Annotated in this window: 22 protein-coding genes; 7 read left to right on the top strand and 15 right to left on the bottom strand. The window is 64.7% G+C overall.

Going from position 1 to position 25,526, the window contains the following annotated elements; translation table 11 throughout:
* Window positions 1–8: 8 nt before the first annotated feature.
* The 6 genes from A9513_RS29875 to A9513_RS29850 all read right to left on the bottom strand — a co-directional run bounded on the left by A9513_RS29875 (window position 9) and on the right by A9513_RS29850 (window position 6,099).
* Window positions 9–770, bottom strand: a complete 762-nt coding sequence (locus tag A9513_RS29875) for an ABC transporter permease (protein ID WP_037014639.1) — start codon at window positions 768–770, stop codon at window positions 9–11.
* Complete coding sequence (locus A9513_RS29870; RefSeq protein ID WP_065086299.1) at window positions 767–1,528, bottom strand: ABC transporter permease; 762 nt, start codon at window positions 1,526–1,528, stop codon at window positions 767–769. The genes A9513_RS29875 and A9513_RS29870 overlap by 4 nt, the downstream gene beginning before the upstream one ends.
* Window positions 1,529–2,743 carry an MFS transporter gene (locus A9513_RS29865; protein ID WP_065086298.1) on the bottom strand — a complete coding sequence of 405 codons (1,215 nt, stop codon included), beginning with the start codon at window positions 2,741–2,743 and terminating at the stop codon, window positions 1,529–1,531. It abuts the gene before it with no gap.
* The gene (locus A9513_RS29860; protein ID WP_024766374.1) at window positions 2,730–3,785 is read right to left on the bottom strand and encodes an ABC transporter substrate-binding protein; all 1,056 of its coding nucleotides are present in this window, start codon (window positions 3,783–3,785) and stop codon (window positions 2,730–2,732) included. The genes A9513_RS29865 and A9513_RS29860 overlap by 14 nt, the downstream gene beginning before the upstream one ends.
* Window positions 3,786–3,871: 86 nt before the next feature.
* A complete protein-coding gene (locus A9513_RS29855) occupies window positions 3,872–4,927 on the bottom strand; it encodes an ABC transporter substrate-binding protein (protein WP_024766375.1) in 1,056 nt (351 codons plus the stop codon).
* 17 nt (window positions 4,928–4,944) lie between these two features.
* Window positions 4,945–6,099 (bottom strand): LLM class flavin-dependent oxidoreductase, encoded by a 1,155-nt coding sequence (locus tag A9513_RS29850; protein ID WP_024766376.1) that lies wholly within the window; start codon window positions 6,097–6,099, stop codon window positions 4,945–4,947.
* Between the two features lie 339 nt (window positions 6,100–6,438).
* Between A9513_RS29850 and A9513_RS29840 the strand changes: the two genes are divergently transcribed.
* Window positions 6,439–7,170, top strand: coding sequence for a class II aldolase/adducin family protein (locus A9513_RS29840; RefSeq protein WP_065086296.1), 732 nt, complete (start codon window positions 6,439–6,441; stop codon window positions 7,168–7,170).
* A gap of 251 nt (window positions 7,171–7,421) precedes the next feature.
* Here A9513_RS29840 and A9513_RS29835 read toward each other — a convergent pair whose 3' ends face one another.
* The 6 genes from A9513_RS29835 to A9513_RS29810 all read right to left on the bottom strand — a co-directional run bounded on the left by A9513_RS29835 (window position 7,422) and on the right by A9513_RS29810 (window position 17,731).
* Entirely contained in the window at window positions 7,422–8,612 is a 1,191-nt protein-coding gene (locus A9513_RS29835) for an MFS transporter (RefSeq protein ID WP_065086295.1), read from the bottom strand.
* Window positions 8,613–8,841: 229 nt separating this feature from the next.
* Window positions 8,842–10,251 (bottom strand): aldehyde dehydrogenase family protein, encoded by a 1,410-nt coding sequence (locus A9513_RS29830; RefSeq protein ID WP_065086294.1) that lies wholly within the window; start codon window positions 10,249–10,251, stop codon window positions 8,842–8,844.
* A 10-nt stretch (window positions 10,252–10,261) separates the two neighbouring features.
* Entirely contained in the window at window positions 10,262–11,857 is a 1,596-nt protein-coding gene (locus tag A9513_RS29825) for a GMC family oxidoreductase (RefSeq protein WP_065086293.1), read from the bottom strand.
* Window positions 11,858–11,903: 46 nt separating this feature from the next.
* Entirely contained in the window at window positions 11,904–14,066 is a 2,163-nt protein-coding gene (locus tag A9513_RS29820; RefSeq protein ID WP_255302906.1) for a TonB-dependent receptor, read from the bottom strand.
* A 360-nt stretch (window positions 14,067–14,426) separates the two neighbouring features.
* Window positions 14,427–15,500: an ABC transporter substrate-binding protein gene (locus A9513_RS29815; protein WP_065086291.1), complete on the bottom strand. Its 1,074-nt coding sequence runs from the start codon at window positions 15,498–15,500 to the stop codon at window positions 14,427–14,429.
* 14 nt (window positions 15,501–15,514) lie between these two features.
* Window positions 15,515–17,731 carry a TonB-dependent receptor gene (locus tag A9513_RS29810; protein ID WP_024766383.1) on the bottom strand — a complete coding sequence of 739 codons (2,217 nt, stop codon included), beginning with the start codon at window positions 17,729–17,731 and terminating at the stop codon, window positions 15,515–15,517.
* A gap of 354 nt (window positions 17,732–18,085) precedes the next feature.
* Here A9513_RS29810 and A9513_RS29805 point away from each other — a divergent pair, with 354 nt between their 5' ends.
* On the top strand, window positions 18,086–18,823 hold the full coding sequence (locus A9513_RS29805) for a metallophosphoesterase (protein ID WP_065086290.1): 738 nt from the start codon (window positions 18,086–18,088) through the stop codon (window positions 18,821–18,823).
* Window positions 18,824–18,838: 15 nt separating this feature from the next.
* Here A9513_RS29805 and A9513_RS29800 read toward each other — a convergent pair whose 3' ends face one another.
* Window positions 18,839–19,273, bottom strand: a complete 435-nt coding sequence (locus A9513_RS29800; protein WP_024766385.1) for a CBS domain-containing protein — start codon at window positions 19,271–19,273, stop codon at window positions 18,839–18,841.
* 175 nt (window positions 19,274–19,448) lie between these two features.
* Between A9513_RS29800 and A9513_RS29795 the strand changes: the two genes are divergently transcribed.
* Together A9513_RS29795 and A9513_RS29790 are read left to right on the top strand one after the other, a co-directional pair.
* Window positions 19,449–19,631, top strand: coding sequence for a hypothetical protein (locus tag A9513_RS29795; protein ID WP_024766386.1), 183 nt, complete (start codon window positions 19,449–19,451; stop codon window positions 19,629–19,631).
* A 77-nt stretch (window positions 19,632–19,708) separates the two neighbouring features.
* Complete coding sequence (locus A9513_RS29790) at window positions 19,709–20,422, top strand: hypothetical protein (protein WP_037014652.1); 714 nt, start codon at window positions 19,709–19,711, stop codon at window positions 20,420–20,422.
* Window positions 20,423–20,457: 35 nt separating this feature from the next.
* Here A9513_RS29790 and A9513_RS29785 read toward each other — a convergent pair whose 3' ends face one another.
* Window positions 20,458–21,051 carry a hypothetical protein gene (locus tag A9513_RS29785; RefSeq protein ID WP_065086289.1) on the bottom strand — a complete coding sequence of 198 codons (594 nt, stop codon included), beginning with the start codon at window positions 21,049–21,051 and terminating at the stop codon, window positions 20,458–20,460.
* Between the two features lie 772 nt (window positions 21,052–21,823).
* Window positions 21,824–22,069, bottom strand: coding sequence for an AbrB/MazE/SpoVT family DNA-binding domain-containing protein (locus A9513_RS29780; RefSeq protein ID WP_003294186.1), 246 nt, complete (start codon window positions 22,067–22,069; stop codon window positions 21,824–21,826).
* 342 nt (window positions 22,070–22,411) lie between these two features.
* Here A9513_RS29780 and A9513_RS29775 point away from each other — a divergent pair, with 342 nt between their 5' ends.
* The 3 genes from A9513_RS29775 to A9513_RS29765 all read left to right on the top strand — a co-directional run bounded on the left by A9513_RS29775 (window position 22,412) and on the right by A9513_RS29765 (window position 25,526).
* Window positions 22,412–22,888, top strand: a complete 477-nt coding sequence (locus tag A9513_RS29775; RefSeq protein ID WP_003294185.1) for an antitoxin Xre/MbcA/ParS toxin-binding domain-containing protein — start codon at window positions 22,412–22,414, stop codon at window positions 22,886–22,888.
* A complete protein-coding gene (locus tag A9513_RS29770; RefSeq protein WP_003294183.1) occupies window positions 22,885–23,376 on the top strand; it encodes an RES family NAD+ phosphorylase in 492 nt (163 codons plus the stop codon). The genes A9513_RS29775 and A9513_RS29770 overlap by 4 nt, the downstream gene beginning before the upstream one ends.
* Window positions 23,377–24,026: 650 nt before the next feature.
* Window positions 24,027–25,526, top strand: a complete 1,500-nt coding sequence (locus A9513_RS29765) for a DUF3375 domain-containing protein (protein WP_083196257.1) — start codon at window positions 24,027–24,029, stop codon at window positions 25,524–25,526.

Raw genomic sequence — 25,526 nt, 5'->3', positions numbered from 1 at the left:
CAATAGGGTCAGCGCAGGTTGCGCCAGCGCAGCAGGTGGCGGCTGAGGCGGGCGAACAGCTGGTTCATGGCGTAGCCGAGCAGGCCGATGCTGAGCACGCCGATCACCACGATCTCCATGCGCGAGCCGGTCTCGGCGTTCATCATCAGGTTGCCCAGGCCCATGCCGGTGGAGAGGAACAGCTCGCAACCCACCGAGCTGACCCAGGCGAAGGCCAGCGCGTGCAGTACGCCGTTGCTCAGGCTGGGCAGCGCGCCGGGCAGCAGCACTTCGCGGAACTGCTGCCAGGGGCCGAAGGCATACAGTCGGCCGACCTCGCGGTAGCGCTTTTCCACGTCGCGGAAGCCCTCGAAGGCGTTCAGCGTCATCGGGTAGAACGCGGCGAGGCTGACGATCAGCACCTTGGACGGCTCGCCACTGCCGAACCACAGGGCGATCAGCGGGATCAGGCCGAGGATCGGCACCTGGCGGATCGTGTGGTACAGCGGTGCGAACAGCCGCTCCACGGGGCGCGACAAGGCCATCCCGGCGCCCAGTGCGAACCCGGCGAGCGCGCCGATCAGCAGGCCGAGGCAGGTGCGTTGCAGGCTGGCGGCGACACTCAGCCACAGCTCGCCGGTGCGGATCAGCTCGGCAAAACCGGCGCCGATGCGCTCCAGCGGCACGAAGGCATAGGCGGCGCTGGCGCCCTGTTGCGATTGCCAGTGCCAGGCGGCGATCAGCAGCGCCGGCAGCACCAGGCCACGCAGTGATTTGAGCGTGCGGGTCATGGCGTCGGTCTCCAGCGCAGCAGGTGCCTCTCCAGCAGGCGGAAGGCGAAATCGAGCATGAAGCCGATGGCGCCGGTGACGATCACCCCGACCATCACGATGTCGATGCGCAGCATCTGCCGGCTCAGCTCGATCATCTGCCCCAGGCCGCTGTCGGCGGCGAGCAGCTCGGCGGCCACCAGTACCATCCAGGCGCGGCTCAGGCTGATGCGCAGGCCGGTGACGATGGGTGGCGCGGCGGCGGGGAAGGCGACGTCGCGCAGCAGGCTCCACAGCGGCAGGCGGTACACGCTGGCGACCTCGAAGTAGCCGCGCGGGATGCCCTTCACCCCCTCGCTGGCGGCCAGCGCCACGGGGAAGAAGGCGGCCTTGGTGACGATCAGGATCTTGAAGGTTTCTTCCACGCCGAAGAACAGGATGAACATCGGGATCAGCGCGATCGACGGCACCTGGCGCAGCGTGTGGAACAACGGTGCGCAGTAGGCTTCAACGGTTTTCGACAGCGCCATGGCGGTGCCGAAGACCAGGCCGCCCAGCGCGCCGATGCTGAAGCCGATGGCCAGGCGCGACAGGCTGTTGACCACGTGCTCGCGCAGCTCGCCGCTGGCCAGCAGGTCCGTGAAGCTGGCCCAGACTTCCGCCGGCGGCACCAGCAGTTGCGGGGGGAACCAGCCCGCGCGCGCGGCCATGAACCAGGCGAGCAGCAGGAGCAGCGGCGAGACAAACCAGCTCAGGCGATCCAGGGTACGCGTGGCCATTCAGCCCTCCTGCCCGAGCAGCGGCTCGGTGGTTTGCCGGCGCAGCTTGCGTTGCCAGCAGAACAGCGCAGCCAGCAGCACCAGGGGAATCCAGCAGAGGAACAGGTTGCCCAGCCCGACGAAGTGGCTGATCGCCCCGCCCAGCAGCGCGCCGGAAAAGCTGCCGGACATCGAGGCGAGGTTGAACAGGCCGGAAATCTTGCTCTTGTCCATGGCGTGCTCGCCCAACTGGGCCATGTTCACCAGGTGGATGAGCGCCGCCGCGGCGCTGAGCAGCACGCCGCCCAGGGCCAGCAGCCAATAGTTGTGCGCGCTGCCGAGCAGCAGCAGGGCGAGCAGTGCCGCACTGAGGCTGCCGATGTAGGCAAGGCGCCGGCCGCTGCGCTCGATCAGGTAGCCGAAGCCGAACAGGCCGAGCACCGAGGCCAGGCCCTGGATCATCACCAGGCTCACGGCCTGGCCTTGCGAGAGACCAGCGACGTCCATCGCCAGCAGCAGGATGAAGGTGCCGAACAGCGCGCTGGTGGCGGCGCTGAGCAGTTCGATCAGGCAGCTCTCGGCGATCTCGACATTGGCCAGCATGGTGCCGACCTGTTGCAGCAAGCCGCCGGTGGCGGCCGCGACGGGCACGTCTTCGCTGGGGGCTTCGCCTTCCCAGAAGCCGAGGCTGTAGAAGGCCATCAGGCCGAAGCACAGGCCGATGGCGGCGAAGCCCCAGCTGAAGCTCGTCGCGCCGCTCAGCCAGTTGCCCAGCAGCGGGCCGAGCAGGCCCATGCCCAGGGTCAGCGAACCGCGGTACCAGCCGGCCTTGTCGTTGCCGATGCGCTTGAGCTGGCGCAGGAAGGCACTGTTCATGGCGACGATGCGGAACGGGATGCACAGGCCGATCAGCAGCCGCGCGAAGGCCAGCCACAGCCAGCCGCCGAACAGCGGAATGGCCAGGTTCAGCAGCATCGGCCCGAGGCTGGCGAGGAAGTACACCCGGCGCGCACCGAAGCGGGCGATGACGAAGCCGGCCGGCAGGGTGAGGATCACCATGCCGAGGGCTTCCATGGCCGAGATGATGCCGATCTGCATGGCGTTGGCGCCGATGCTGATGGCGTAGAGCGTGGTGACGATCTTCGCCATGCCGATGGTCGCGCCGCTGAAGGCCGCCAGCAGCATGAAGTTGAGCAGGAAGGCCCCGGGCTTCCCATGCGGGTCAGATGGCGACATCGATCTTCCCCAGCAGGGCTTCCAGCGGGCGCGGGTCGATCCAGTCGTCCACGGAGAAGTCGCGGGCGATGAAATCCCAGCGTTGCAGGAAGCCGGTGAGATCGCGCAGCGAGTTGATCGAGCGCTCGGCAAGGTTGGTCTGCAGGCGCAGGTGGGCGTCCTCGCCATAGGCGCTGGCCACCCAGAATTCGCTGGTGTTCAGCTCGCGAGCGAGGAAGCGGCGGGTCTCCTCCGGGTGCGCCCAGGCCCATTGTTCGGCGCGCAGGATGGTGTCGAGCACCCGCACGGCGGCGTCGAAATGCTCGTCCAGCAACCGTTGGTCGACGGTCAGGGTGCGTGGCGTGCCGATGTTCGAGCGTACCAGCGGCTCGGGGTGCGAGCCGACATCCAGCACCACGTGCAGGCCGAACTCATGGGCCAGCTGCAGGCCATGCGCACCCTTGAGGAAGATGGCATCGATGTCGCCGCGCAGCAGGCCGATCAGCTCGTTGTTGCGCTGCACCACACGGTTGCCCTTGAGCGCCACCTGGGCGCCGAACACATGGCGCACCGGGTCGTCGCTGTAGGTGCCGCCGTAGGGGTAGTCCACCAACTCGACGTCGCGCACTTCCAGGCCTTCCAGACGCAGGGCGTTTTCCAGGCCGCGCAGGGACTGGGCACGGGTGAAGTCGATCTGCACGTTGGCCCACTTCGGCAGGCCGAAGCGCCGGTGGCGCAGGTCGCGGATGCTGCGTACGCCGCTGTCCGGCGCGCTGACGATGAGCTGCACCTCGTCGCTCCACGACAGCCCGATCACCCGCGTGCTCGCGCCGCTGGCGCGAGCCCAGATGGCCGGGATGTTGCCGCCCTGGCGTACCGAGTAGGGCAGGTGGTGATCGAAATGCGCCTCGCGCACCTCACGCTCGGAGGATTCGCGCAGCGACTGGATGCGTGTGCCGAACGGGCGGAAGGCCTGGGCCAGACGCCCGGATTCGACGGCGATGCCGAGTCCCGTGGGAACGGGGCTGTGGGTGTACCAGAGGGTTTCCAGCGGTGTGCTCATGGGTGTCCGTCGGGGTAAGAAAGCCCCCGCGCCGTCGCGCGGGGGCCCAGGTCGAGAAACAGAGGGAGTCGCCCTCGTGACGTTGATCAGCCGGTCTTCTGTGCCAGGCGACTGCGCAGGGCTTCGAGCGGGCGAGGGTCGATCCACGCGCGCACGTCGACGCTTGCCGGGATGAAGTTCCAGCGTTGCAGGAAGTCGGTGAAGTCCTGCAGGGCGAGGATCGAGCCTTCGTCCAGGTTGGTGCGCAGGCGCAGGTGGGCGTCCTCGCCGTAGGCAGTGGCGACCCAGAATTCGCTGCTGTTGGTTTCTCGCGCCAGGTAGCGGCGGGTGTCATCCGGGTGCTGGTGGGCCCAATCCTCGGCGCGCAGCACCGAGGCGAGGATCGCGGTGGCGGCGTCGGGGTGTTGCTCCAGCAGGTTGAGGTCGACGCTCAGGGTGCGCGGCGTGCCGTTGTTGGCGCGGATCAGCGGCTCCGGATGCGCGCCGGTGTCGATCACCGTGTGCAGGCCGAACTGCTGTGCCAGCTGCACGGCATGGGCGCCCTTGAGGAAGATCGCGTCGACTTCGCCACGCAGCAGGCCGACCAGTTCCGGGTTCTGGCTGCGCCGACGGCTGCCGCCATGGCCGGTGATGCCGACGATGTTGCTCGGCGCCTCGTCGCTGAAGGTGCCCTTCAGGCCGAAGTCCACCAGCTCCAGGTCACGCACTTCCAGGCCTTCCAGGCGCAAGGCGTTTTCCAGGCCGCGGATCGCCTGGGCGCGGGTGAAGTCGATCTGCGCGCCGCTCCAGTCGGGCAGGCCGAAGCGCCGGCCCTTGAGGTCGCGCACGGTACGGATGCCGCTCTCGGCGGTGGTCAGGATCAGCTGCGCTTCATCGGCCCAGGACAGGCCGATCACTCGGGTCTCGCGGCCGCTGGCGCGGGCCCAGATGGCCGGGATGTTGCCGCCATGGCGTACCGAGTTCTGCAGCGTGTGGTCGAAGTGCGACTCTCGCACTGCCTGGTCGGCGGACTCGCGCAGCGACTTGATCTGCGTGCCCTGCTCGGCAAGGGCTTCTTCCAGCCAGCCTTTCTGCACGGCGATGCCAAGGCCGGTGGGCACCGGGCAACGGGTGTACCAGAGGGTATCGAGGGGACGGGACATGTGCAGCTCCTTGTGGGTCAGGCGCGGGCCTTGAGTTCGTGGACGTCGGCCCGTTTGCCCTGCACCAGCGGCAGCACTTCCTGGCCGATGCGCAGGGCTTCTTCGAGGTGCGGATTGCCGGCGAGGATGAAGGTGGAGAAACCGGCGTCGCGGTATTCGGCGAGACGCTCGGCGACGTTCTCGTGGCTGCCCACCAGGCCGATGGTCGGCCCCGGCTTGGCCTTGCCGAAGCCGGCCCAGAGGTTGGGGCCCAGGATCAGGTCGTCGAAGCGCTCGACGTTCTGGTGGTAGGCGGTCTGCCGCGCGGCGCCGACGGAATCCGAGCCGGTGGCGAAGTTCTTGATGAAGGCGCTGGTGCGCGCGTCGATGCGCTCGTACTGGCGGCGCAGCTCGCTCCAGGCGGCCTCTTCGGTTTCGCGGGCGAACAGGTCGATGCGGATGCCGAAGCGGATTTCGCGGCCCTGCTTGTCGGCCAGCTCGCGCACGCGCTCCAGGTGCGGCTTGAGCTTGTCGATGGGTTCGGCCCAGTTCAGGTAGACGTCGGCGTGCTTCGCCGCGACGTCCAGTGCCGGGTCGGAGAAACCGGAGAAGTACACGCCCGGTTTGCGCACGTTGCGCAGCGCGATGGGCAGTGATCCGTTCTCCAGCTGGTAGATATCGCCCTGGTAGGAGAACTGCTCGTTCTTCCACAGGCCGTCGATGATGTCGAGGAACTCGCCGGTGCGCTGGTAGCGCTTGTCGTGCTCGAGGAAGTCGCCATTGGCGCGCTGGCTGGCGGGGTTGCCGCCGGTGATGATGTTCCACTCCAGGCGGTCGCGGGACAGGTGCTGGAGGATCGCGGCCTGCTGCGCAGCGTAGGCCGGCAAGGTCCAGGCGGCCTGGAAGGCAATGAGGAACTTGATCCGGCGGGTCTCGCGGGCCAGCGCGGCGGCAGCGATCCACGGCTCCGGTCCGGTGGGCAACAGCGCCCCTTCGAAGCCGGCGATCTCGGCGGCCTTGGCGACCTGGGCGATGTAGTCGATGTAGGTGAAACCGTCCGGTTCGCCGTTGGGCAGGCGGCCCGGGGCGATGTTGCCGGGGCGATCGATGTGGCTGCCGCGGTTGTTCTTGTCCGAGGCGAGATAGGGACCGTCGCTGCCCAGCGGCAGTCGCCAGAAGAATTCGGTGCTCATGGCCTTGCTCCTTTACGTTGCGGGGGCAGCGTCGTGCTGCTCGTGCAAGGTCTTCAGCAAGGGCTGTGCCCAAAGGCTGCAGGCCAGGCAGGGCGAGGCTTTCAGGGTGGTGTGCTGCTACGGCAGCAGGGCGTTTGTCTGTACAGCAGCAGTGGGTCAGCAGGGGATGCTGGGGGGGCAGCAATTTCGCCCGCTCAGCCGTGGCTAGTGTGCTGGTGTGATCGAATTTATTTCTTAACTACCTGATTAATATGGATATTTTTAAGTGGCACAAGTCCTGCTCAGTCTCTGCAACACCGCCACGCGGTTCATCCATCCCCGACTGCCAGGAGGCATTCCATGTCCACTCTCGATCCGCAACTCGCCAGCCAGCTCGAACAGGTCCGCCGCGACTTCGCCAAGGCCTTCCGCGTGCTCAAGGAGAGCCGCACCCTCACCGCCACCAACACCTACCAGGCCTATGTGCGCGTGCCGGACAGCGATCAGGTGATCGCCGTCCACGCGCCGACCCCCTGGGCCGACGACCAGGAAATCCGCGCGGTGGTTGCGACCTATGACGGCGAAGTGATCCTCGACGAAAGCATCCCCGGCGCGACTCCGCTCAGTGGCCGTGGTGCTGGTGGCAACGGCAAACGCTATGCGGCGATCTTTCAGGCACGCCCGGAAATCAATGTGGTGATCCACGTCCACACGCCGTACCTCGGCGGCTGGGCCAGCGCCCATCGCGTGCTGCCGATCCGCTACGCCGCTTCCCAGCGTGTGACCCTGGCCCGCGAGCTGCCGATCTACATCGACCGCCGCCAGCCCGAACCACTGTTCATCCTCGACCGTATCGCCGAGAACCCGCACACCCCGGCCATCCTCGAAGCCAACGGCGGCGCGACCTTCTGGAGCGACGACCTGATCAAGGCGTCCAAGCTGATCCTGCTGATCGAGGAAGGCGCCTACTTCCAGGGCCTCGCCGAAGGCCTCGGCGGCTCCCAGGAATTCGGCCCCGGCGTGCTGGAGCAGCAATGGAAAATGACCGGCCTCTGGGAGCAGCGCCAGAAGCTGCTGGGCGCGGCGGCCTGAGTATTCGCCTGAACTGAAAAAGCCCTCTTGCGAGGGCTTTTCTTTTGGCCTGGATTCTTCCGGGTGCTGCGCGCATTGCGCGTCTTTTGTAGGAGCGAGCTCACATTCGCGGCTTTCCGGCGCGCCTTTGTAGGATGGCGTGTAGCGAAGCGATACCCATCGCGTTCGCCCGACCATGGCTGGTGGGTATCGCAAGCTCCACCCATCCTACGGAAAGCGCGAGAGGAAGCGTCCTGTCGATGTCGATTCGGTCAGGCGGCTACCGGCGGTTCCGCAGGGCGCCAACGCAGCCCCAGCGGGAGCAGGAACAGCGGCAGCAGGCTGGCGACGATCAGCACGGCGAAGAACGGCAGGCGCGAGGGCAGGCTGAACAGCGGGAACAGCAGCACCGGGCCGAGGAACATCGACAGGTACAGCGCCTGCTCGGCCACGCCGCCGGCTCCCATCACGTCGCCGCCACGGCTCATGCGCGGGATGCTGGTGAACACCCAGGCGACGACGAAGCTGCCAACGAAGCCCTGGACGATCTTCGCCACGATGGCGGTGGATGCCGCGATGCCGGGGATGAACACCAGCACCTCCAGCACCACCCCGATCAACGCGCCGCCGACCACGGCCAGCGGGCCGAAGACGCGCAGGTTGAGCACGAAGCCGGCGAGCAGCCCGGCCAGCACGCTGGAGAGGATGCCGATGGTGGAGATCACGCCGATGGTCGACGGCGCAACGCCCAGGCTGTGGATGAAATAGTCGGGGGTGATGGTCACCAGGCCCAGCGCCACGGTCAGTGGTGCGCCCACGGCCAGGGCCAGGCGCAGCACGGAGGGATCGGCATACAGGCGGAAGGTCTGGCGCAGGGAGTGGCGCTCACTGCGGGTCGCCAGGTTCACCGATGGCAGCAGCGGCGTCGCCAGCAGCAGGACCAGCAACACCAGCGCGTGGCCGCTGAAGGCGTTGCGCCATTCGCCATGCTGGCCGCCGACATAGGGTGCCACGGCGAAGATGGCGATGGCGCCGCCCAGGGGCGAGGCTACCGACCAGAACGCCAGCGCGGTGGTGCGGCGATGGCCTTCGGTGGTGTGCACCAGCAGGGCGAGTGCGGCGAGCACCACGCTGATGTAGCCGGCGCCTTCGATGACACGCAGGGTGATCAGCGTGGTGAAATCTTCAGTGCGGCTCGCCAGGTAGCTGCACGCCGCCGCCAGCAACAGGCCGAAGACGATGGCACGGCGTTCGCCGACCCGCGCGACGATCCAGTTGACCAGCGGCGAGGCGAGGGCGGCGACCACCGCCACCGCCGACACGACCCAGCTGGCCCGCGAGGGGCTGACCGAGAAGGCGTTGGCGATGTCGGCGACCAGCAGGATGGTCTTGCCGTGGCACGCCGCAATGATCACGGCGAAGGCCAGGGTGAGCAGGATCGAGGGCCAGCTTCCGGTACGCATCGGGGAATCCTCTTTGAGAGTTGGGTTGGAATGGCTGTCTGTTTTCCGGGAAAGCCTGTGCCGGCGCTTTCCCCCTCACCCCAGCCCTCTCCCTCAAGAAGAGGGGGCAGTCCGCGCCGGCTGATGCGGTGGTTCCATCCGGCGCCGAACGGTGCCCTTTCCCGCTTGAGGAGCGGGGCGCGTAGCCAGGGGGCAGGGTGAGGAGGCTTTGATCTGGATAAGCCGCGCCTCAGCGCCGCGAAATGTTCAGCACCTGCAGCTCGCTGAAGGCCTCATAGCCGCGCTGCCCGCCTTCGTAGCCGAGCCCGCTCCACTTGTGCCCGCCCTTGGGCGCGCCGGGCTGGATGTGGCCGTGTTGGTTGACCCAGGCCAGGCCCGCCTCCAGCCGCCCGGCGATGGCTTCGCCGCGCGCCAGGTCGCGGGTCCACACCGAGGCGCCGAGGCCGTAGCGGCTGGCGTTGGCCTGGGTAATGGCGTCCTCTTCGTTGCGGAAGGAGATCACCGGCAACACCGGGCCGAACTGTTCCTCGTCCACCAGCGCGACGCCGGCCGCCACGCCGCTGACCAGGGTCGGCGGGTAGAAGTAGCCGGGACCGTCGGGCCGCGTGCCGCCGCTGCGGATGCGCGCTCCGTGAGCCTTGGCGTCTTCCACCAGGGCGATGACCCGTTCCAGTTGCTGTGCGTTGGTCAGCGGCCCCAGTTCCGTCTGCGGGTCGAGCCCATGACCGAGGCGGGTGCGCTGGGCGCGCTCGGCGAGTTTCGCCAGTAACGGTTCGAACAGGCTGTCATGCACGTACAGGCGCTTGATCGCAAAGCACACCTGGCCGCTGTTCCAGAAGGCGCCCCAGAACAGCGGTTCGACGATGGCGTCGAGGTCGGCGTCTTCCAGTACCAGCGCGGCGTCGTTGCCGCCCAGTTCCAGGGTAAGACGCTTGAGGTCGTCCCCCGCGCCGGCATACAGGCGCTTGCCGGTGGCGACGCTGCCGGTGAAGGTCACGTGGCGCACCCGCGGATGACGTACCAGGTGTTCGCCAACCTCGCCCGCACCGGCAACCACGTTGAACACGCCAGCGGGGAACACATCGCCCAGCAGTCGCGCCAGCAGCAGGGTAGACAGCGGCGTGTGCTCCGAGGGCTTGGCCACCACGGTGTTGCCGGCGTGCAGGGCAGGCGCGATCTTCAATACCAGCAGGATCAGCGGGACGTTCCACGGGGTGATCGCGGCGACCACCCCCAGCGGTTTGCGGGTGATGCGCACCAGGCGCTCGCCGTCGTCGCGCAACTGGGTGTCGGCGGGTAGCTCCAGCTGCGCGTGGTGCTCGAAAGTGGCGGCGACGCCAGCCACTTCCTCCAGGGTCGAGCGCAGTGGGCGACCCTGTTCGCGGGTGATCAGCTCGGCCAGCGCCTGGGCATACTCGCGTACTCGTTCGGCGGCTCGGGCCAGGCTCTGGCGGCGGACGTCGAGATCGGTGGCCCAGGCCGGGAAGGCGCGGTGTGCGGCATCCACCGCCGCGTCGACCTGCTCCAGGCTGGCGCGGGCGGCTTCGCCAACGATTTCTTCGCTGGCCGGGTCGATCACCCGGTCGTAGTGCTCGGCCGCCTGCAGGCGACCATCGATCAGCAGTTCATAGCGTGACATGGCGAGTTCCTCAGGCACCGCCCAGGATGGCGTCGGCGATTTTCTCGGCGAGCATCAGGGTCGGCAGGTTGGTGTTGGCGGTGGGGATCACCGGGATGATCGAGGCGTCGGCGACACGCAGACCTTCCACGCCATGGACGCGACCGGCGCTGTCGACCACGGCCTGCGGGTCATCGGCGGTGCCGATGCGGCAGGTACCGCTGGGGTGCCAGACGCCGCCTATGTGCCAGCGCAGGTAGGCTTCCAGCGCCGTGTCGTCGGCCAGCAGGGTTTCCAGCTTCGGCCCACCCGGTTGCGGCACGGCGAAGGGGGTAAGCGCCAATTGCAGTTCGTAGCGCGCCAGGACCGGGTGCTTGAACAGGCGCTGGATGGTGCGCAGCGCCACACGGGCGCGTTGCAGATCGCGAGGGTCGGAGAGCAGGTTGAAATCGACGTGCGGCGGGCTTGCCGGGTCGCGATCGCGCAAGGTCAGGCGGCCACTGGAGCTGGGTTTGTTGATCCAGAACAGCGCGTGGGCCACGCCGCGCTCGGCGTCCGCGCCGATGGCCAGGTAGAGGTCCGAGGGCGTGTCCGGATCGACGCCCGAGGAGACCCGGATACCCAGTTGATGCGAGGTGCCGGGCCGTGCCAGCACGGCGTCCGAGCGGGCGGCATCGCCCAGGGTGGCGAGGGTGCCCAGCGAGCTGTGCTCCCACAGGTTGCCGCCGACGCCGGGGCGGTCGGCGATCACCTCGATGCCCAGTTCCTGCAACTGGCTGGCCGGGCCGATGCCGCTACGCAGCAGGAAGGCCGGCGATTGCAGCGCTCCGGCGGCGAGGATGACTTCGCCAGCCCCCACGGTGACGTGCTCACCGTTACGTTGCAGTTCGACGCCGGTGATGCGCGTGCCGTCGCGTTGCAGGCCGAGTACCTGGCTGTCGGTCCACAGCGTCAGGTTGGGCCGTGCGCGCACTGCTTCATCGAGGTAGCCGCGGGCGGCGGACACGCGCTGGCCATGCTCCAGGTTTACCGCGGGGGCGAAGTAGCCGTCGTCGAACACGCCGTTCTGGTCGCCGATGTCGCGCAGGCCTTCGGCTTGCAGCGCCGAGACCACGGAGCGGGTGAAGGGCGTCCAGTCGCGGGTGGAGACGCGGCTGATCGGGATCGGCCCGTCATGCCCGTGCAGCGGGCCGGCGTAGTCGGTGTCGCGTTCGAGCTTGCGGAAGTACGGCAGCACGTCGTCCCAGCCCCAGCCTTCGGCACCCAGCGCTGCCCACTGGTCGTAGTCGCGCGGCAGACCGCGGTTGGCCACCAGCACGTTGACGCTGGAGCCGCCGCCGAGCACGCGGGCCTGCTCGAGATAGCGCTCGGGGCGCTCGATGCCTTCGGGCTGCGCACCGTGGCGGACGCTCAGGTCCGGCCAGAAATAGCGATCGCGCAGTTCCAGGCGCAGGCGGAAGGGGTTATGGCCGTCGAGGATTTCCGCCGGCGTGGCGTGGGGTGGGGTGTCCGGGCCGGCTTCGATGAGCAGGACGTGGCGTTGCGGGTCGGCGCTGAGGCGGCTGGCAAGCACGCTGCCGGCGCTGCCGCCGCCGACGATGATGTGGTCGTAGCGAGGAGTGGTCATGTCGCCTCCCGGCCCGGCGCTCCCGCACCGGGCGCGTGCAGGGTGATCAGAAGCCGACGGAGATGCCGGCGACCAGAGCGCGCGGGGCGCCCTTGTAGTACTTCGGCGCGCCATAGAAGTCGCCGTCGGCCGGGTCGGCAGAGACCGTCCCCGAGTTCACGCCCGACAGGTAGTGCTTGTCGAAGACATTGTTGAGGTTGAGCGTCAGGGTGGTTTCCTTCAGCGCGCTGCCCAGGTCCTTGAGGCGGTAGCCCAGGTTGGCGTCGAACACGGTGTAGCCGCCGATCTTCTCGTTGTTCGCCAGGTCGCCGTAGAAGCTGCCGGTGTGGCGACCGAGGAAGTTGGCGTAGAAGGTCTGGTTGTCGTAGCCGATGCCGGCGCTGAACAGGTTGCGCGGGGTGTCGTAGAGCTGGTTGCCCTGGGTGTCGAGGCTGGTGCCGCCGGCGCTGTAGTCGTCGCCCTGGGTGGAACGCAGGTAGCTCCAGGAGGCGAAGTAGTTGAAGTTCGCCGGCAGCAGGCCGTTGAGCGACAGCTCCAGGCCCTTGGTGGTGACGTCGCCGGCGTTGAAGTAGGAGGTGACGCCGGAGACTTCCTCGAACGCCGCCTGGCGATCCTTGAACTTGTCGTAGAACAGCGCCGCGCTGAGCAGCACGTCATCGGTGCTGTAGCGCCAGCCGATCTCCTGGTTCCAGGTGACTTCCGGTTTCTGCTTGTCGCCGCCGTTAGCCTGGCCGTACACCGCCGCCACCGCCGGGGTGCGCATGTTCGAGGTGGTGTTGTAGTAGAGCTGCTGTTGCGGGTCGAGCTGGTAGGCCAGGCTCAGGCTTGGGAGGAAGCGGTAGTAGTCGGCGCTGTCGCTGAAGCCGCTGAGGCGGTTGTCGCCCTTGTTCTGTGTGTGTTGCCAGGCCAGGCCGCCGGTGAGGACGAGCTGCGAGGTGATGTCCCAGGTGTCCTGCACCCAGAGCTTCTGCGTGGTGATCTCGTTGCGCTGGTCGGTGAAGTAGATGGCATTGCCATTGCCGTCACGCAGCTTGTGGCTGCCGTCGATGCCGGCGGGTTTGCCGTTACCCTTGATCTCGACCACCGGGAACTGGTTGCGCGCGTGGGTGTAGTCGGTCCACAGGCCCAGTTGCAGGGTGTGATCGTCGTTGACCAGGAAGTCCAGGGTGTTGGTGGAGCCGATGCGGTACTGCGTCGGGTAGACGCTCAGCGCGCCGGTCACCAGGGGATCGATGCGGTCGCCGTCGCCGTTGAGATCGGCGTTGACCTTGTTCTCATTGACCGGCACCACAGCCACGGCGGCGGTGCCGTCGGTGACGCGGACGAAGTACGGGTCGACCTTCAGCTGGACCTTGTCGGAGAGGTTGAACAGGCCATTGAGCGCATACGTCTGGATCTTGAAGTCCGCGCGCGAGGCCGCCGCGCTCTGGCCCGGCACGGTGACGTCGGGCACGCCGTTGGTGCCGTTGCCCTTGGTGGGGTAGATGTCGCGCGGGTAGCCCTGGTCGTACTTGTTGGCGCGGTACTCGGCGAGCGTCGGGTGGTTGTAGCTGTTGGTGCGCATCAGGAAGCTGGAGAAGATGCCGTTGATGCGGTTGCCGTCCCACTCGTACTGCAGGTTGCCTTCGTAACGGTTGGAGGACAGCTCGCCGCCGCTGTTGTCCCACAGGTCGGCGGTGGTGCGCGAGGCCGAGAGCCAGGCGGAGAAGCCGTTCACCTCGCCGGTATTGACCCGCGCGAAGGTGCGGAACAGGCTGTCGCTGCCGACGTTCTGCTTCACCAGCAAACCGCTTTCCCTGGTCGGCGCGACGGACTTGATCAGCACGCTGCCGCCACTGGCGGTAAGGGTCGGGGCGTTGATCGAGGAGGAGCCGTAAAGCACCGACACCGACTCGTAGTTTTCCGGGTCGCCCATGAAATCGGCGTGGGGCGTGAGGAACTGCGGGTCGTTGAGCGGGATGCCGTCGCGGACGAAACCGATCTGGTCCTGGGAGAAGCCGCGGATGTTCAATCCACCTTCGGTGATGCCGCTGTTGTCACCGCCGCTGACGTGCACGCCGGGCAGGTATTTGAGGGCGCCGGTGACGGCGCTGTCGAGGCCGACGAACTTTTCCAGCTGGGATTTGGTGAGGGTGCCCTTGGAGACTGGGGCGACTTCCTTGCGGGCATCGCCGACCTGGGTTTCCTGGCTTTGTCCCTGGACGGTCACGGTACTCAATGTGACGCCTTCCGGGGATTTCGAATTATCGGAAAGTGCAACTTCCGCGTTTAATAAAAGAGCGCTGGATAATGTTATGGCCAGCGGTTTGAAACGGAACTCTCTTGCATGCTTCATGGCGGTCGCTCGGGGATTTAAATACGTTGTGAGCAATCTTGAGCAAGCTCTGTGCCATGCGTTTTAGAGGGGTTTAAGCCAGTTTCTGGGTGTTTTTCTGCTGTTGCTGCAGCAACTGCGTATAACGTGGTGCTGGAGCAACTACTTGTTATGAACAGTTGTTCCTGGAAGTTTTCGACAAAACAATAAGGCCCCGATAACGGGGCCTTATTGTTTGGAGTGGCTTCAGGAATATCAGGGCTGGCTGGCGACGGTTTTTGCCTGCTCTTTCCAGAATCCCTCGAGCTGCTGATTCTTCAAACCATGCTCGACGAACTTCGGTTCCAGCAGGTCATCCACCTTCACCTCGTTGCGGATCAGTTTTGCCTTGAGGCTATAGGCGATGCCGTCGGTGTAATGCTGGCGCAAGGCGTCGTCGTACAGTGGCGAGAAATGCGCGGGCCAGGGTTCGCCGGAGACCTCGCGCTGCAGCACGCTCAGCGGCACGCCGGAGCGCGACTGCGCTTCCTGGTAGGCCGCCTGGTTGGCGTCCTGGGAGACCCACCAGGCAGCTTTCAGGTAGGCGTCCACCACCAGTTGGGTGAGGTCGGGATGATCCTTGACGAAGTCCCGTGCGCCCCAGACTTCGGCGCGCATCTTCCAGTCGGCCGGGGCCTCCTTGCTCGACCAGATGATGTGGCCGACCTGCTTGTCTTCCAGCAGGAAGGCATCGCTGAGGGTGAAGAAGGCATCCACCCGCCCGGCGCTCAGCGCGGCGGCGCCGGCCTGCGGGTTGAGGTTGAAGATGCGGAAGTCCTCGAAGCCCAGGTGGTTGGCCTCCAGCAGCTTGGCGAACGACAGCTCCCACGGCCGGCCCCGGTGCAGGGCGATGCGCTTGCCTTTGAGGTCGGCGATGGATTTCGCGGTGGAGCCCGGCGGCACCACGAGGTAGACGTTGTTGCCGATGCCGCCGGGGACGATCAGTTGGGTCCGTACGCCCGAGGCGTTGGCGATGATCGACGGCAGGTCGCCATAGAAGGCGAAGTCGATGCGCTTGTTGGCAAACTCTTCGTTGACGAAGGTACCCACCGAGCCGGTGGTCGCGGGCACCCACTCGAGCTTGATGTTGCGCTGGGCCAGTTGCTGTTCCAGCCACTTGTCGCGGTCGATGACGGCGGCCGGGCCGTTGAAGGTGATTTGCCCTGCGTTGGCGTAGGCCACGGTGGCGATGCGCAGGGTAGTGGGCTGCTCGACGGCCAGGGCGTAGCCTGCGAGCAGCACGGTGGCGGCCGGCAGCAGCCGGCGCAGCGCGCGATGCAGAAGGTTCATGGTCTTGTCCTCACTCAGAAGTCGGTGGTGACCGAGACGCCAAAGGTGCGCGGATCACCGAACATGACTGCGGCGGTCTGGTAGCCGGTGGGCAGGGTGTGGTTGCGGTACTCCTTGTCGGTGAGGTTGTTCACGTAGGCGGTGACGCGGGTGGTCTCGCCTGGCAGTTCGTAGGTCACCCGCGCGTTGCCCAGGGTGTAGCCACCGGTGCGCATGTTCTGGCTCTGGTCGTTGGTGAAGAAGTACTGGCGGCTGCGGGTGTTCCAGTCGGTGCCCAGTACCACCGCGCCGCCGACGTTGAGCGGGATGCGGTAGTCGGCGCCGATGACTGCAGAAACGTTCGGTGCGCGGACGAAGTGGTTGCCGGAGTAATCGTTCGGGCCGGAGGTGTAGTCGGTGAACTCGGTGTGCAGCAGGCCCAGGCCGAAGTTGACGTGCAGGTTCTGCACCGGGATGGCTTCGAGCTCGAACTCGGCGCCGTAGGCCTCGCCCTGGGCGCCGTTGGCCAGGCGCGAGACGGTCTGGTTGTTCACCGCGGTGACGATGTTGAGCTGGATGTCCTTGTAGTCGTAGTAGAAGACGCTGGCGTTGGCGTTCAGGCGGCCGTCGAACCATTCCGACTTCAAGCCCAGCTCGTAGGAGGTGAGGTATTCCGGATCGACCTTGGCCACGGTGGCCTGGCTGGTGACGCCAGCGTTGTAGCCGCCGGAACGGAAGCCACGGGCATAGCGGAAGTAGGCGCGGGCGTTGTCGGAGATCCGGTATTCCGGCGTCAGGTCCCAGCTGTAGTCGCTCCAGGTGTTGCTCTCGTCCTGGGTGGCGTTGACGATCAGCGGCGAGTCGACGTTGCCCGGCTGCCACCAGTGGCCATCGCCGAAGCTCGCCGCGCCGCGGTTGACCAGGCGCTCGAGGTCGATGTCCTTGGTTTCACGGGTCCAGCGCAGGCCGGCGGTGAGGCTGAAGTCGTCGGTGAAGTTGTAGGTGGTGCTGCCGAAGATGGCGTAGCTCTCGGTCTTCTGGTCGTAGCTGACGTTGTTGTAGTAACTGGGCACGTAGACGTTGGGCAGCGCCGCGTTGGCGTTCTTCGACTCCAGGTCCTCGTTGAAGTAGTGGAAGCCCAGCACCCAGTTCAGCCGGTCGCTGCGCGGCGAGGCCAGGCGCAGTTCCTGCGACCATTGCTGGCTGTCGGCATAGCTGTAGCTGCGCTGCAGTTCCAGCGGGGTGTTGTCGCTGTCGGTCCAGCCGTCGCGGGTGAAGTGTTCGAAGGCGGTGATGGAGGTCAGCTCCAGCTCGCCCAGCTGCCAGACGAGATTGAGGTTGCTGCCGGCCTGGTCGATTTCGGCCTGGTACTTGGCGTTGAAGTTGGCCTTGCCCAGTTTCGGGTCGATGGAGTAGCCGAACTGGTTGGTGCCGTCCGGACGGGTGCCGTAGCTCACGGTGTTGTAGCTGGCGGTGTCGTGGTAGTGGCGGGCGTGGACGTTGAGGTTGGCGTCCAGGTTGTCATTCACCCGCGCGGCCAGTTGCAGGCGCACGGCGTCGTCTTCCAGCGCACCCTGGTCGTTGCCGTCGTTCTTGTTCTCGGTGTAGCCGTCGCGGCCCTGGTGATGGAAGGACACACGGCCGGCCAGCTTGTCGTCCACCAGCGCATCGCTCACCGCACCTTCGACGATGCGGTTGGCGTAATTGCCCATGTCGACCTTGAAGTAGCCCTCTGGGCTGAAGGTCGGCTTGCGCGAGATGAAGTTGATCGCGCCGCCGGTGGTGTTCTTGCCCCACAGCGTGCCCTGCGGGCCGCGCAGCACTTCCACGCGTTCCTGGTCGAACAGCGGGAAACCGGTGGCGCTGATGTTGGCGATGTAGACGTCGTCGACGTAGATGCCGATCGGACTCACCGTGTTAGCGCCCTGGTCGCCGGTGCCCAGGCCGCGAATCCACCAGCGCGGGCGGCCGTGGCCGTCGGTGGTGCCGGCGGAGGCGTTGGGGGTATAGCGGGTGACTTCGTTGGCCGATTGCAGGGACGAATCGCGGATCTTCTCGCCGCTCAGCACGGTGATCGGCGCCGGCACTTCCTGTACCGACTCCTCGCGTTTCTGTGCAGTCACCACCACCTTGCCGAGGGTCGTTGCGGCGCCGCTGTCTTCTTTGTTCTGCGTATCGCCGTCGGCAGCCTGCACGGTGATGCTGGCGAGGCTCGCCAGGATGGCGAGGGAAAGGGTATTGCGTTTGAACATGGTGTCCCCAGGAGGGCGGCGAAAGGACGGCTGGCTCTGTGGTGCTCGGTCGTCGCCGCAAGGCATGAAGCTGTTATTGCGTTGCTCTTGTGCTGGCTCACGCGTGATGAAGGCCGGAAGGCTGCTGGGGACATCGCAACATCCGTACCGCTTTCTGATTGAATATTAAAGTACTGATATATAAGTATTTTTATAGATCGTTGCGGCGGCTGTGCTGCTGTGGCAGCAGTGCATGCTGGGCCGCCGCTGCCTGGGCAACAGCGAGTCAGCTGGCGCTTGAGGCTTTCGTCGAACGATATCGGGAACGCCATTTGCAGCTGATAAGCTGGTCTCTCGAAAGCCCTGGAGTTGGCAATGAACACGCATTTGCCGGAGCAGCCTCTGCAACGCTTCCCGCGTAACCAGCTGGGGCGCGATTTCGTGGTGGGGGATGTGCACGGCCATTTCGAACTGCTGCAGCGTTTGCTCGACCGGGTCGGATTCGATCCATCCGCCGACCGCCTGTTTGCCGCCGGCGACCTGGTGGACCGCGGTCCCTATTCGCCGCAGGTGCTCGACTGGCTGGCCAAGCCCTGGTTCGCCTCGGTACGCGGCAACCACGAACAACTGGTGATCGACGTGGTGCTGGCTGGCGAGGACCTCGACCTGCATTTCCGTAACGGTGGCGCCTGGCTGTACAAGCTCACGCCGGTGACCCGTGAGCGCATCGCCCGGCGTCTGTTGCAATTGCCACTGGTGATCGAGGTCGAGCTGGACGAAGGCCAGCGTATCGGCATCGTCCACGCGGAGGCGCCGGTTTCGCCGGCCTTCCCGGATTGGAGCAGCGGCGTTGCCGCGCTGGCCGGCGAACTGGGCGACAGCGCCCGGCGCAACGCCGTTGGCCTGGCAATGTGGGCGCGTACGCGGATCGAGAAAGAGGACGCGACTGCCATCGCCGGGCTGGAGCGCCTGTACGTCGGCCATACCGCGCAAAGTGCCGTGCGCTCGCTGGGCAACACCCACTACATCGACACGGGCAGCGGCTATACCGACGGGTGCCTGAGCATCGTCGACATGCGCAGTGGTGACGTGGAAACGGCGGCCGCACGCTGAGCGACCGCCGGGCGATCACTCGCCGCGGATGTACTGTTCCAGTTGCTGGATCAGCTCGGCCTGTTCCGCGATGGCGGCCTTCACCAGGTCGCCGATGGACAGCAGCCCGAGCAGTTCGCCGTTCTCGACCACCGGCAGGTGGCGCAGGTGGCGCTCGGTCATGATGCCCATGCACTTGTCGACGTTCAGGTGGGTGTCCACGGTGATCACCGGCGCGGTCATTACTGCGCTGATCGGCGTGTCTTCCGAGTTGCGCCCCTTGAGTGCCAGGCGGCGGGCGTAGTCGCGCTCGCTGAAGAAGCCGACCAGCTGGTTGGCCTCCACCACCGGCAGGCCGCCGAGGTTCTTCTCCGCCATCAGGCGCAACGCGTCGACCACCATCGCGTCCGGGGCGATGGTGTAAACCTGCTGGTCCGCCTTGGCGTTCAACAGCTGAGCCACAGTCTTCATTCCTACCCCCTGTTCGTCGTTCACGGCGCGATGCCCGTGGTTCATAGAGAATCGTGGACGAATCGCGATCCGGCAAGGCCGCAAAGCGGCGTCCGCCGTCACGACAGCGTCATCCGCCCGCGACGCGACTTATACTGTGATTCCCTTCCCCGTTTCCCCCCACGAAAGACCGGCCATGACTGACGACGATCTCGACCTCCACGAGCCCGAACACGACCATCTTCTGGACCTCGACGACGACCTCGACGGCCTGCTGGAGGAGGACGCGGCGTTCTTCGAGGATCAGCCCGACGATCATGAGGACGGCGACGAGGAAGCGGACGAGTATCAGTCGGGCCTGGATGACGAGGACTGGTAGAGGACCGACCTCCGGACGATATCCGGGCGTCATGATTGGCTGGCAGAATGCCGGCCAGACAATAAAGAGAAAGCACCATGCGCTACGTCACGCTCGCCCTGGCCGTCTCCCTGCTTTGCGGATGTTCCTCGGACGTCCGCCGGGATGACCGCACCGCGCCCATCTCCCTCTATCGAGACACCCGCCATGTGATGGTGGTGAATTTCCAGCCCGACGCCACGGTAGCGGCCAACCCGCGCTGGGGAGCGCTGAAAGCCAGTTGGCGCGAGGCGCTGCGTGACGAGGCGGATTCGGCGGACTACCAGCTCACCGAGCAGGATGGCGAACCGCGCGCCACCGATACCCTGTCCACCCTGGTGGTGATCGAAGTGGGCGCCGGTCATAGCGCCAACAACCGCACGAGCAGCGACGGTGAGGAGTGGATCACCTCCACCGTGCGTTATCACGATGGCCTGACCGGCCAGTTGCTCGCCTCGCGGCGCTACGAAAGCGAAGCCGATGGTGATCTGTTCCGTTCCATGAGTTCGTCCGAAGTCGGCGCCGTGTCCGAGCAGATAGTCGAAGAGATCACCGGAGCCCTGCTGGTCGCCCGCCCGTCGCGCAGCCTGCCTGCCCGCACGCCGGCGCAGCCGCCGGAGGCCGTGCCGCAGCCGGTTTCGCCCACCGCGGCGGAAACGGTCGCCCATGTCTCCCAGCCATTGACCAAGGAGCAGCGCCTGATGGAGCTGCAGCGGCGCAACCTGCCATACGAGGAATACCGCGACGAATATCAGCGGATCATGGGGCGCTGAGCGCCCCTGCACCGTCGCGCGAACATTCGGGGTTGCTAGAACCAGCCGCTGTTCGACAGTTCCTGTTCACAGCTCTTGTACTGGACGCCGTATAGCGAGGCGCGAGCCTGGACCTTCTGTGACGTCGCCTTCAGCCATGGCTTGGCATCGTAGCTGCGTTGCCGATAGCCGCCCCAACCCTCGTGGTAGTTCAGGTACTGGGCATAGGCGTCCCACTTGGAGACCCGGTTCACGCTGTAGGTCTTGTTCATGTACCAGCCCATGAAGTCCAGCGCATCGGCGAAGTCGTCGCGGTCGGCGCCCCAGCCTCCCGCTTCCTTCTTGTAGTCCGCCCAGGTCTCGTCCTTGGCCTGGGCGTAGCCGTAGGCGGAACTGACCCGGCCCCAGGGAATGAAGCCGAGGAAGTAATAGCGCGGTGGCAGGGCGTCGTGCCTGAAGGAAGACTCCTGGTACATCATCGCCATCGGCACCTGGATCGTCCCGCCCCAGCGCTTCTGCACCTTCAGCGCCGCTTCGTGCCATTTCGGCTTTTCGCGAAAGATCTCGCAGAGGTTCTCGGGGTGCGCCGGAGGTTGGGTGGCGCACCCGGAAAGGGCCAGGAGGAGGGCTGGCAGCAGAAGCCGGAGCATGGGGCGGTTTGTCCTTTTCGCGCGCGATGGCGCAAGGCTTATACAACCTTGGGTGGTGAAGAGGAATCGTCGGGCGCCGAGGATAACCCTCGCCTCCGGGCCTGCCGGGATGCCCGGTTCGCACAGTGGGGCGCCGGCAAGCGGCGCAAGGCTTTACAGGCAGAAACGAAAAAGCCCGCTAAGAGCGGGCCTTTCAGGCGGTTTCGCAGATTGCCGGAGGCAACTCGAAACAAGGCAGATGGCGCACCAGGCGGGATTCGAACCCACGACCCCTCCTTCGGAGGGTAATGCGGTACAGGAATCTTGGTTGGTGGCAAGCGTTCAAAAATGCCTCTAAGTGCCGTCCCGCAAAGCTTTGGCCTTATCTAACTGCCTGCAGTTTATAGCTCTTAGCGATATCTAAGGGTGGTTATCTAGGGCACAAAAAAAGAAATGTGGCCCAGCGCTTTTTGACACCTAGCCAGCCCCTAGCTCGTCCTGCCGTCTTCTCACCGAACCTGAGTTTCTACAAGCGGCTGGTGGCCTACGGGAAGCGACTTAGCCCAGCATGGTCAAGGTCGCAGTGGGCATTAACACGATCAAGTAACACCTGCCGCTTTGGGCTTTCCCGCGTCCACACAAACCTGTTCTGTTGCCCTCGGCTGTTGCTTTACATATAGGCAACTCAGGAGTGCGCAAGCCCTAAAGTTAGCGATGCTTTTCTGGTGGAAGACTCTACTCTCGCAGGGGCCAAAGCCGTGCAAGATGCGTCGGGGTTAGTGCAGCAGTTAGCTCACTCGTCCTTGGCGTTTATCTCGGCAGAGATTTCGCCAAACGACTCCCAGTGGCCAACCAGTTCATCAACGCGATCAGGAATGCGCGGTGACTTACTGAGCACCAGACAGCGGGTCGTACCCACGTATTCCTCAAGGAGGTAGAGCGTGTCCCCAACGTCGACGCCCATTTCCTGTAGAACGTCGTCAGGCAGGCGAATGGCGCCATCGCCGTCCCAGTCTTCGATCACAACGTGATGTTTCATCGCGGCTCCAGAAGACGGTTGGATGAGATGTCCGCAGGGGGAGGCAGTGGCACGCTGCCAACTAAGTCCCGCGGCGCAGGCCGGCAGCATAGCAAAGAGCGGGCAGGCTCAGGGAGAGGTAACGAACGCGTCTACCCAGCCATTGCTGCCGGTGGACGAAAACTCACCCGAGCAGCTCAACTGCGCAAGTCGGGAACGAGCACCCGGAATGGGGCGTCAGGAATGCGCTCAATCGATTCAGACCACGAACAGAGCGATACCAGATGCCAGGCACTTACCCGCTGCATGATGCGCCAAATGACGCTACAATAATGCCATATGTCGCATCTGGAGGAATGCTCTATGGTTTCCGCCGACACTCGCACTCGCACCCGCAAGGCAGCACCCGCCGCCCGTAGGCCAACGGAATACCTTTTCCAAAGTGACTCTGACCAGCTCAGTCCGGTCATGGTCTACAGGCTCACGGTCAAAGGCTTCGACCTGAAAGACGTGCAAGACATGCTTGCGATTTCTGATCTGTATTCGACGAAGAAGATCATGAGTCGCATTGTGGGCAAGTCCATCAGGACGATTCAGCGCCAGGGCAGCAAGCAACCAGCACACCTCAACTCCCAACAGAGCGCCGTGGCATTTCAGTACGCGAAGGTGCTGGAGCACGCGATCAATGTATTCGGCACTCAAAAGCTGGCCGAAGAATGGCTAGGGCGCCCTTGCAAGTATCTGGACGGTGACGTGCCGCTGGACGTTATCGACAACCCAGTGGGTTTTCAGGCAGTCGAGGACTATCTGGAGCGCATCGAGTACGGGGTCTATCAGTGAACCCATTTCCCTGGTCTGGCTCATGGTACGCATGGCGCCTCGACCGTGAGCTCTACAAGGACACCTGGGACAGTGGCATTGGTGCCCACAAGCTGGGTGGCCGCTGGAACGCTCCGGGGCGAAACGTTGTGTACGCATCGGCAGATCCCTCAACCGCCATCCTGGAGGTGGCGGTGCATGTCGGCTTCGATGCGTTGGATACGGTTGCGCATGTGCTCACATGCTTCGAAGTGCTCGATCAAAGCCTTATCAAGGTCGTACAGCCTGAAGATGTTCCCAATCCTATCTGGCTGACGAGTGCATCCGCTTCACCTAACCAGCAGAAGTTTGCAGACGCCCTGCTGGCCGAGCATCCGTTCGTACTCATCCCATCCGCCGTCACTCGCCACTCTTGGAACTTGCTTGTCAGTCGCGAGCTGGCCGAGGGCAGGTATCGAATGATCAGCCAAGAGCGCTTCGGCCTGGATACGCGTCTCGTTAAGGTCTGAGTGGCTTGCGCTGGCTGAGCCAGCAGTGTCTTTCAGGTGAATGCCTTTAGATTGCTTGACAGCTCTTCACGTAGCCGTAGCACCAGGACGTGTACCGGCCAGAACAACAGGCCCTACCTGTCCCCCCTGATTTACAACGCCCCAGCCTACGGCACAGCAACCAAGCCAGTGAAAGCTCACTTGGGCCTTTAAACTGACGCCGCTCTTTTTGAGTAGGAAACGACGGAATACCACCGGGGAAATTCACTATCCCCATGCCGCACTCAGCTAATCCACCAGCAGCTCACTGATAGGTCATCGAGACTTCGCTCTGTAGCCACCGTGGCTGCACTCGATTACCGCAGAATGTCGGTGGCAGTCCTGCAAAAACCACTGAGCCGCCACAAGTGCTCACTGGGACACCTTCGCCGAACTAGCCAAATACACCCTCGTGACGACAGAACCCTCCACCAAATCGCCAATACCCAGCGTGCGCCCCCGGAATAAATCGTTAAACCTCGACTGGCCTGGCCTTTCACTCGCTCTATTCAAATGACACCGCCCCTGCGGACCATTAAACGGAGCCCACCCGCCAGGACAAATACGTATCATGAGGCAGCGGGTTAGCTTGGTAAGCTCGCTCTCAGACAACTTTTGTCAATGTGGCCGTCATGGAAGAAAGCGCGCAACAGCGTTCAGAACGCTATGTATCCGCCCGCAGCCAGCACCCTGCGTGGCTTTTGCTCGCCTCACGGCGTGCTCCGCTCGTATTGGGCTGCCTGCGCACGCTGTTCGAGCGGGCGCACGATGGGATTCCCATGGAGGATGCGCTGCAAGCGCTGTCCGAAATGCTGGCTGCTTATGCCAGCCAGGAGCTTTACGAAATCGACCCGGATGCAACGCATCTCCAAGCAGGTCGTGAACTTCGTGAATGGATCAAGCGGCGCCTCGTCGTAGAGCGAGAGGGCCGTATCTACGCAACCGACGCGCTGGAGTCAGCCATCCAGTTCGTAGATTCGCTGGATAGTCGGATCATGACTTCCACAGCATCTCGCCTTTCGGTGGTTCAGCGCGAGATCGAAAACTTGGAAACGGGTCTGAACCCCAGCCCAACTGGCCGTATTGCCAGCCTGCGCCGCCGAATCCAGGATTTGGAGCACGAGCTAGCGCAGGTAGAAGCTGGCCACGTCGTCGTGCTGGATGAAGCGCAGGCGATAGAGGGCATACGCGAGGTATATAACCTGGCCACCAGCCTGCGCGCAGACTTTCGACGAGTTGAAGACTCTTGGCGCGAGGCGGATCGCGCCCTTCGACACTCCATCATCAGCGAGCAGTCTCACCGTGGAGAAGTCGTCGATCGGTTGTTGGACGGGCAAGATGCTCTACTCAACACTCCGGAGGGGCGTGTCTTCGAAAGTTTCCAGCAGCAACTGAGGCAGTCCGCTGAGCTGGAAACCATGCGTGAGCGCTTGCGCACCATCCTTCGTCATCCAGCGGTTCCAAAGGCGCTGAATCGTCCCCAGCAACGTGAGCTGCGCTGGCTGGCGTTACGCCTGGTTCGGGAGTCGCAGGCTGTGCTCCAAGCGCGCGCCCGAAGCGAGCGCGATGTTCGTGGCTTCATGAAGACGGGGCTGGCCGCCGAGCATCATCGCGTCGGACAGTTACTCAACGACTTCTTCAATCTAGCGCTCAGCGTCGACTGGCAACGCCAGTCAGAACGCCGTAAGCCTGCATGTTTACCACCAGTTGGTGTAGCCATTACCGGTGTCCCAGCAATCGAGCGTCTCCGCTTCAAGACTCTGGATGACGATGATACGGGCGAGCTGGATCTGAGTTTGAAGCCTGCGGGGTTGGAGCAGATTGATGATGACTTCTGGGATGCCTTCGACGGGCTGGATCGTGAAGCGCTGATTCATGACACCCTGGCTGTGCTGGTGGAGCAGGGTCGCCCCGTGAGTCTCGTGGAGCTTGCGTCTTTGCTTCCACCTGTTCACGACCTGGAAACCTTTGCGCTCTGGCTGGCGATGGCGCGCGAGGCAGGTATCGAGGTGCTGACAGAGGAACGTCAGCTCGTGGAGCTGGTGGACGAGGATGAGCAACGCTGGCGCTTCAATCTGCCTTATGTCGGACTCGACCACGAGGCACTCAAGGACATCGATTGGGAGTTGTGA

Source organism: Pseudomonas sp. AU12215, from assembly GCF_001675465.2.
GTDB lineage: Bacteria > Pseudomonadota > Gammaproteobacteria > Pseudomonadales > Pseudomonadaceae > Pseudomonas > Pseudomonas nitroreducens.
The sequence above is the reverse complement of the archived record's forward strand: the minus strand, read 5'-3'. Positions and strand labels throughout refer to the sequence as shown.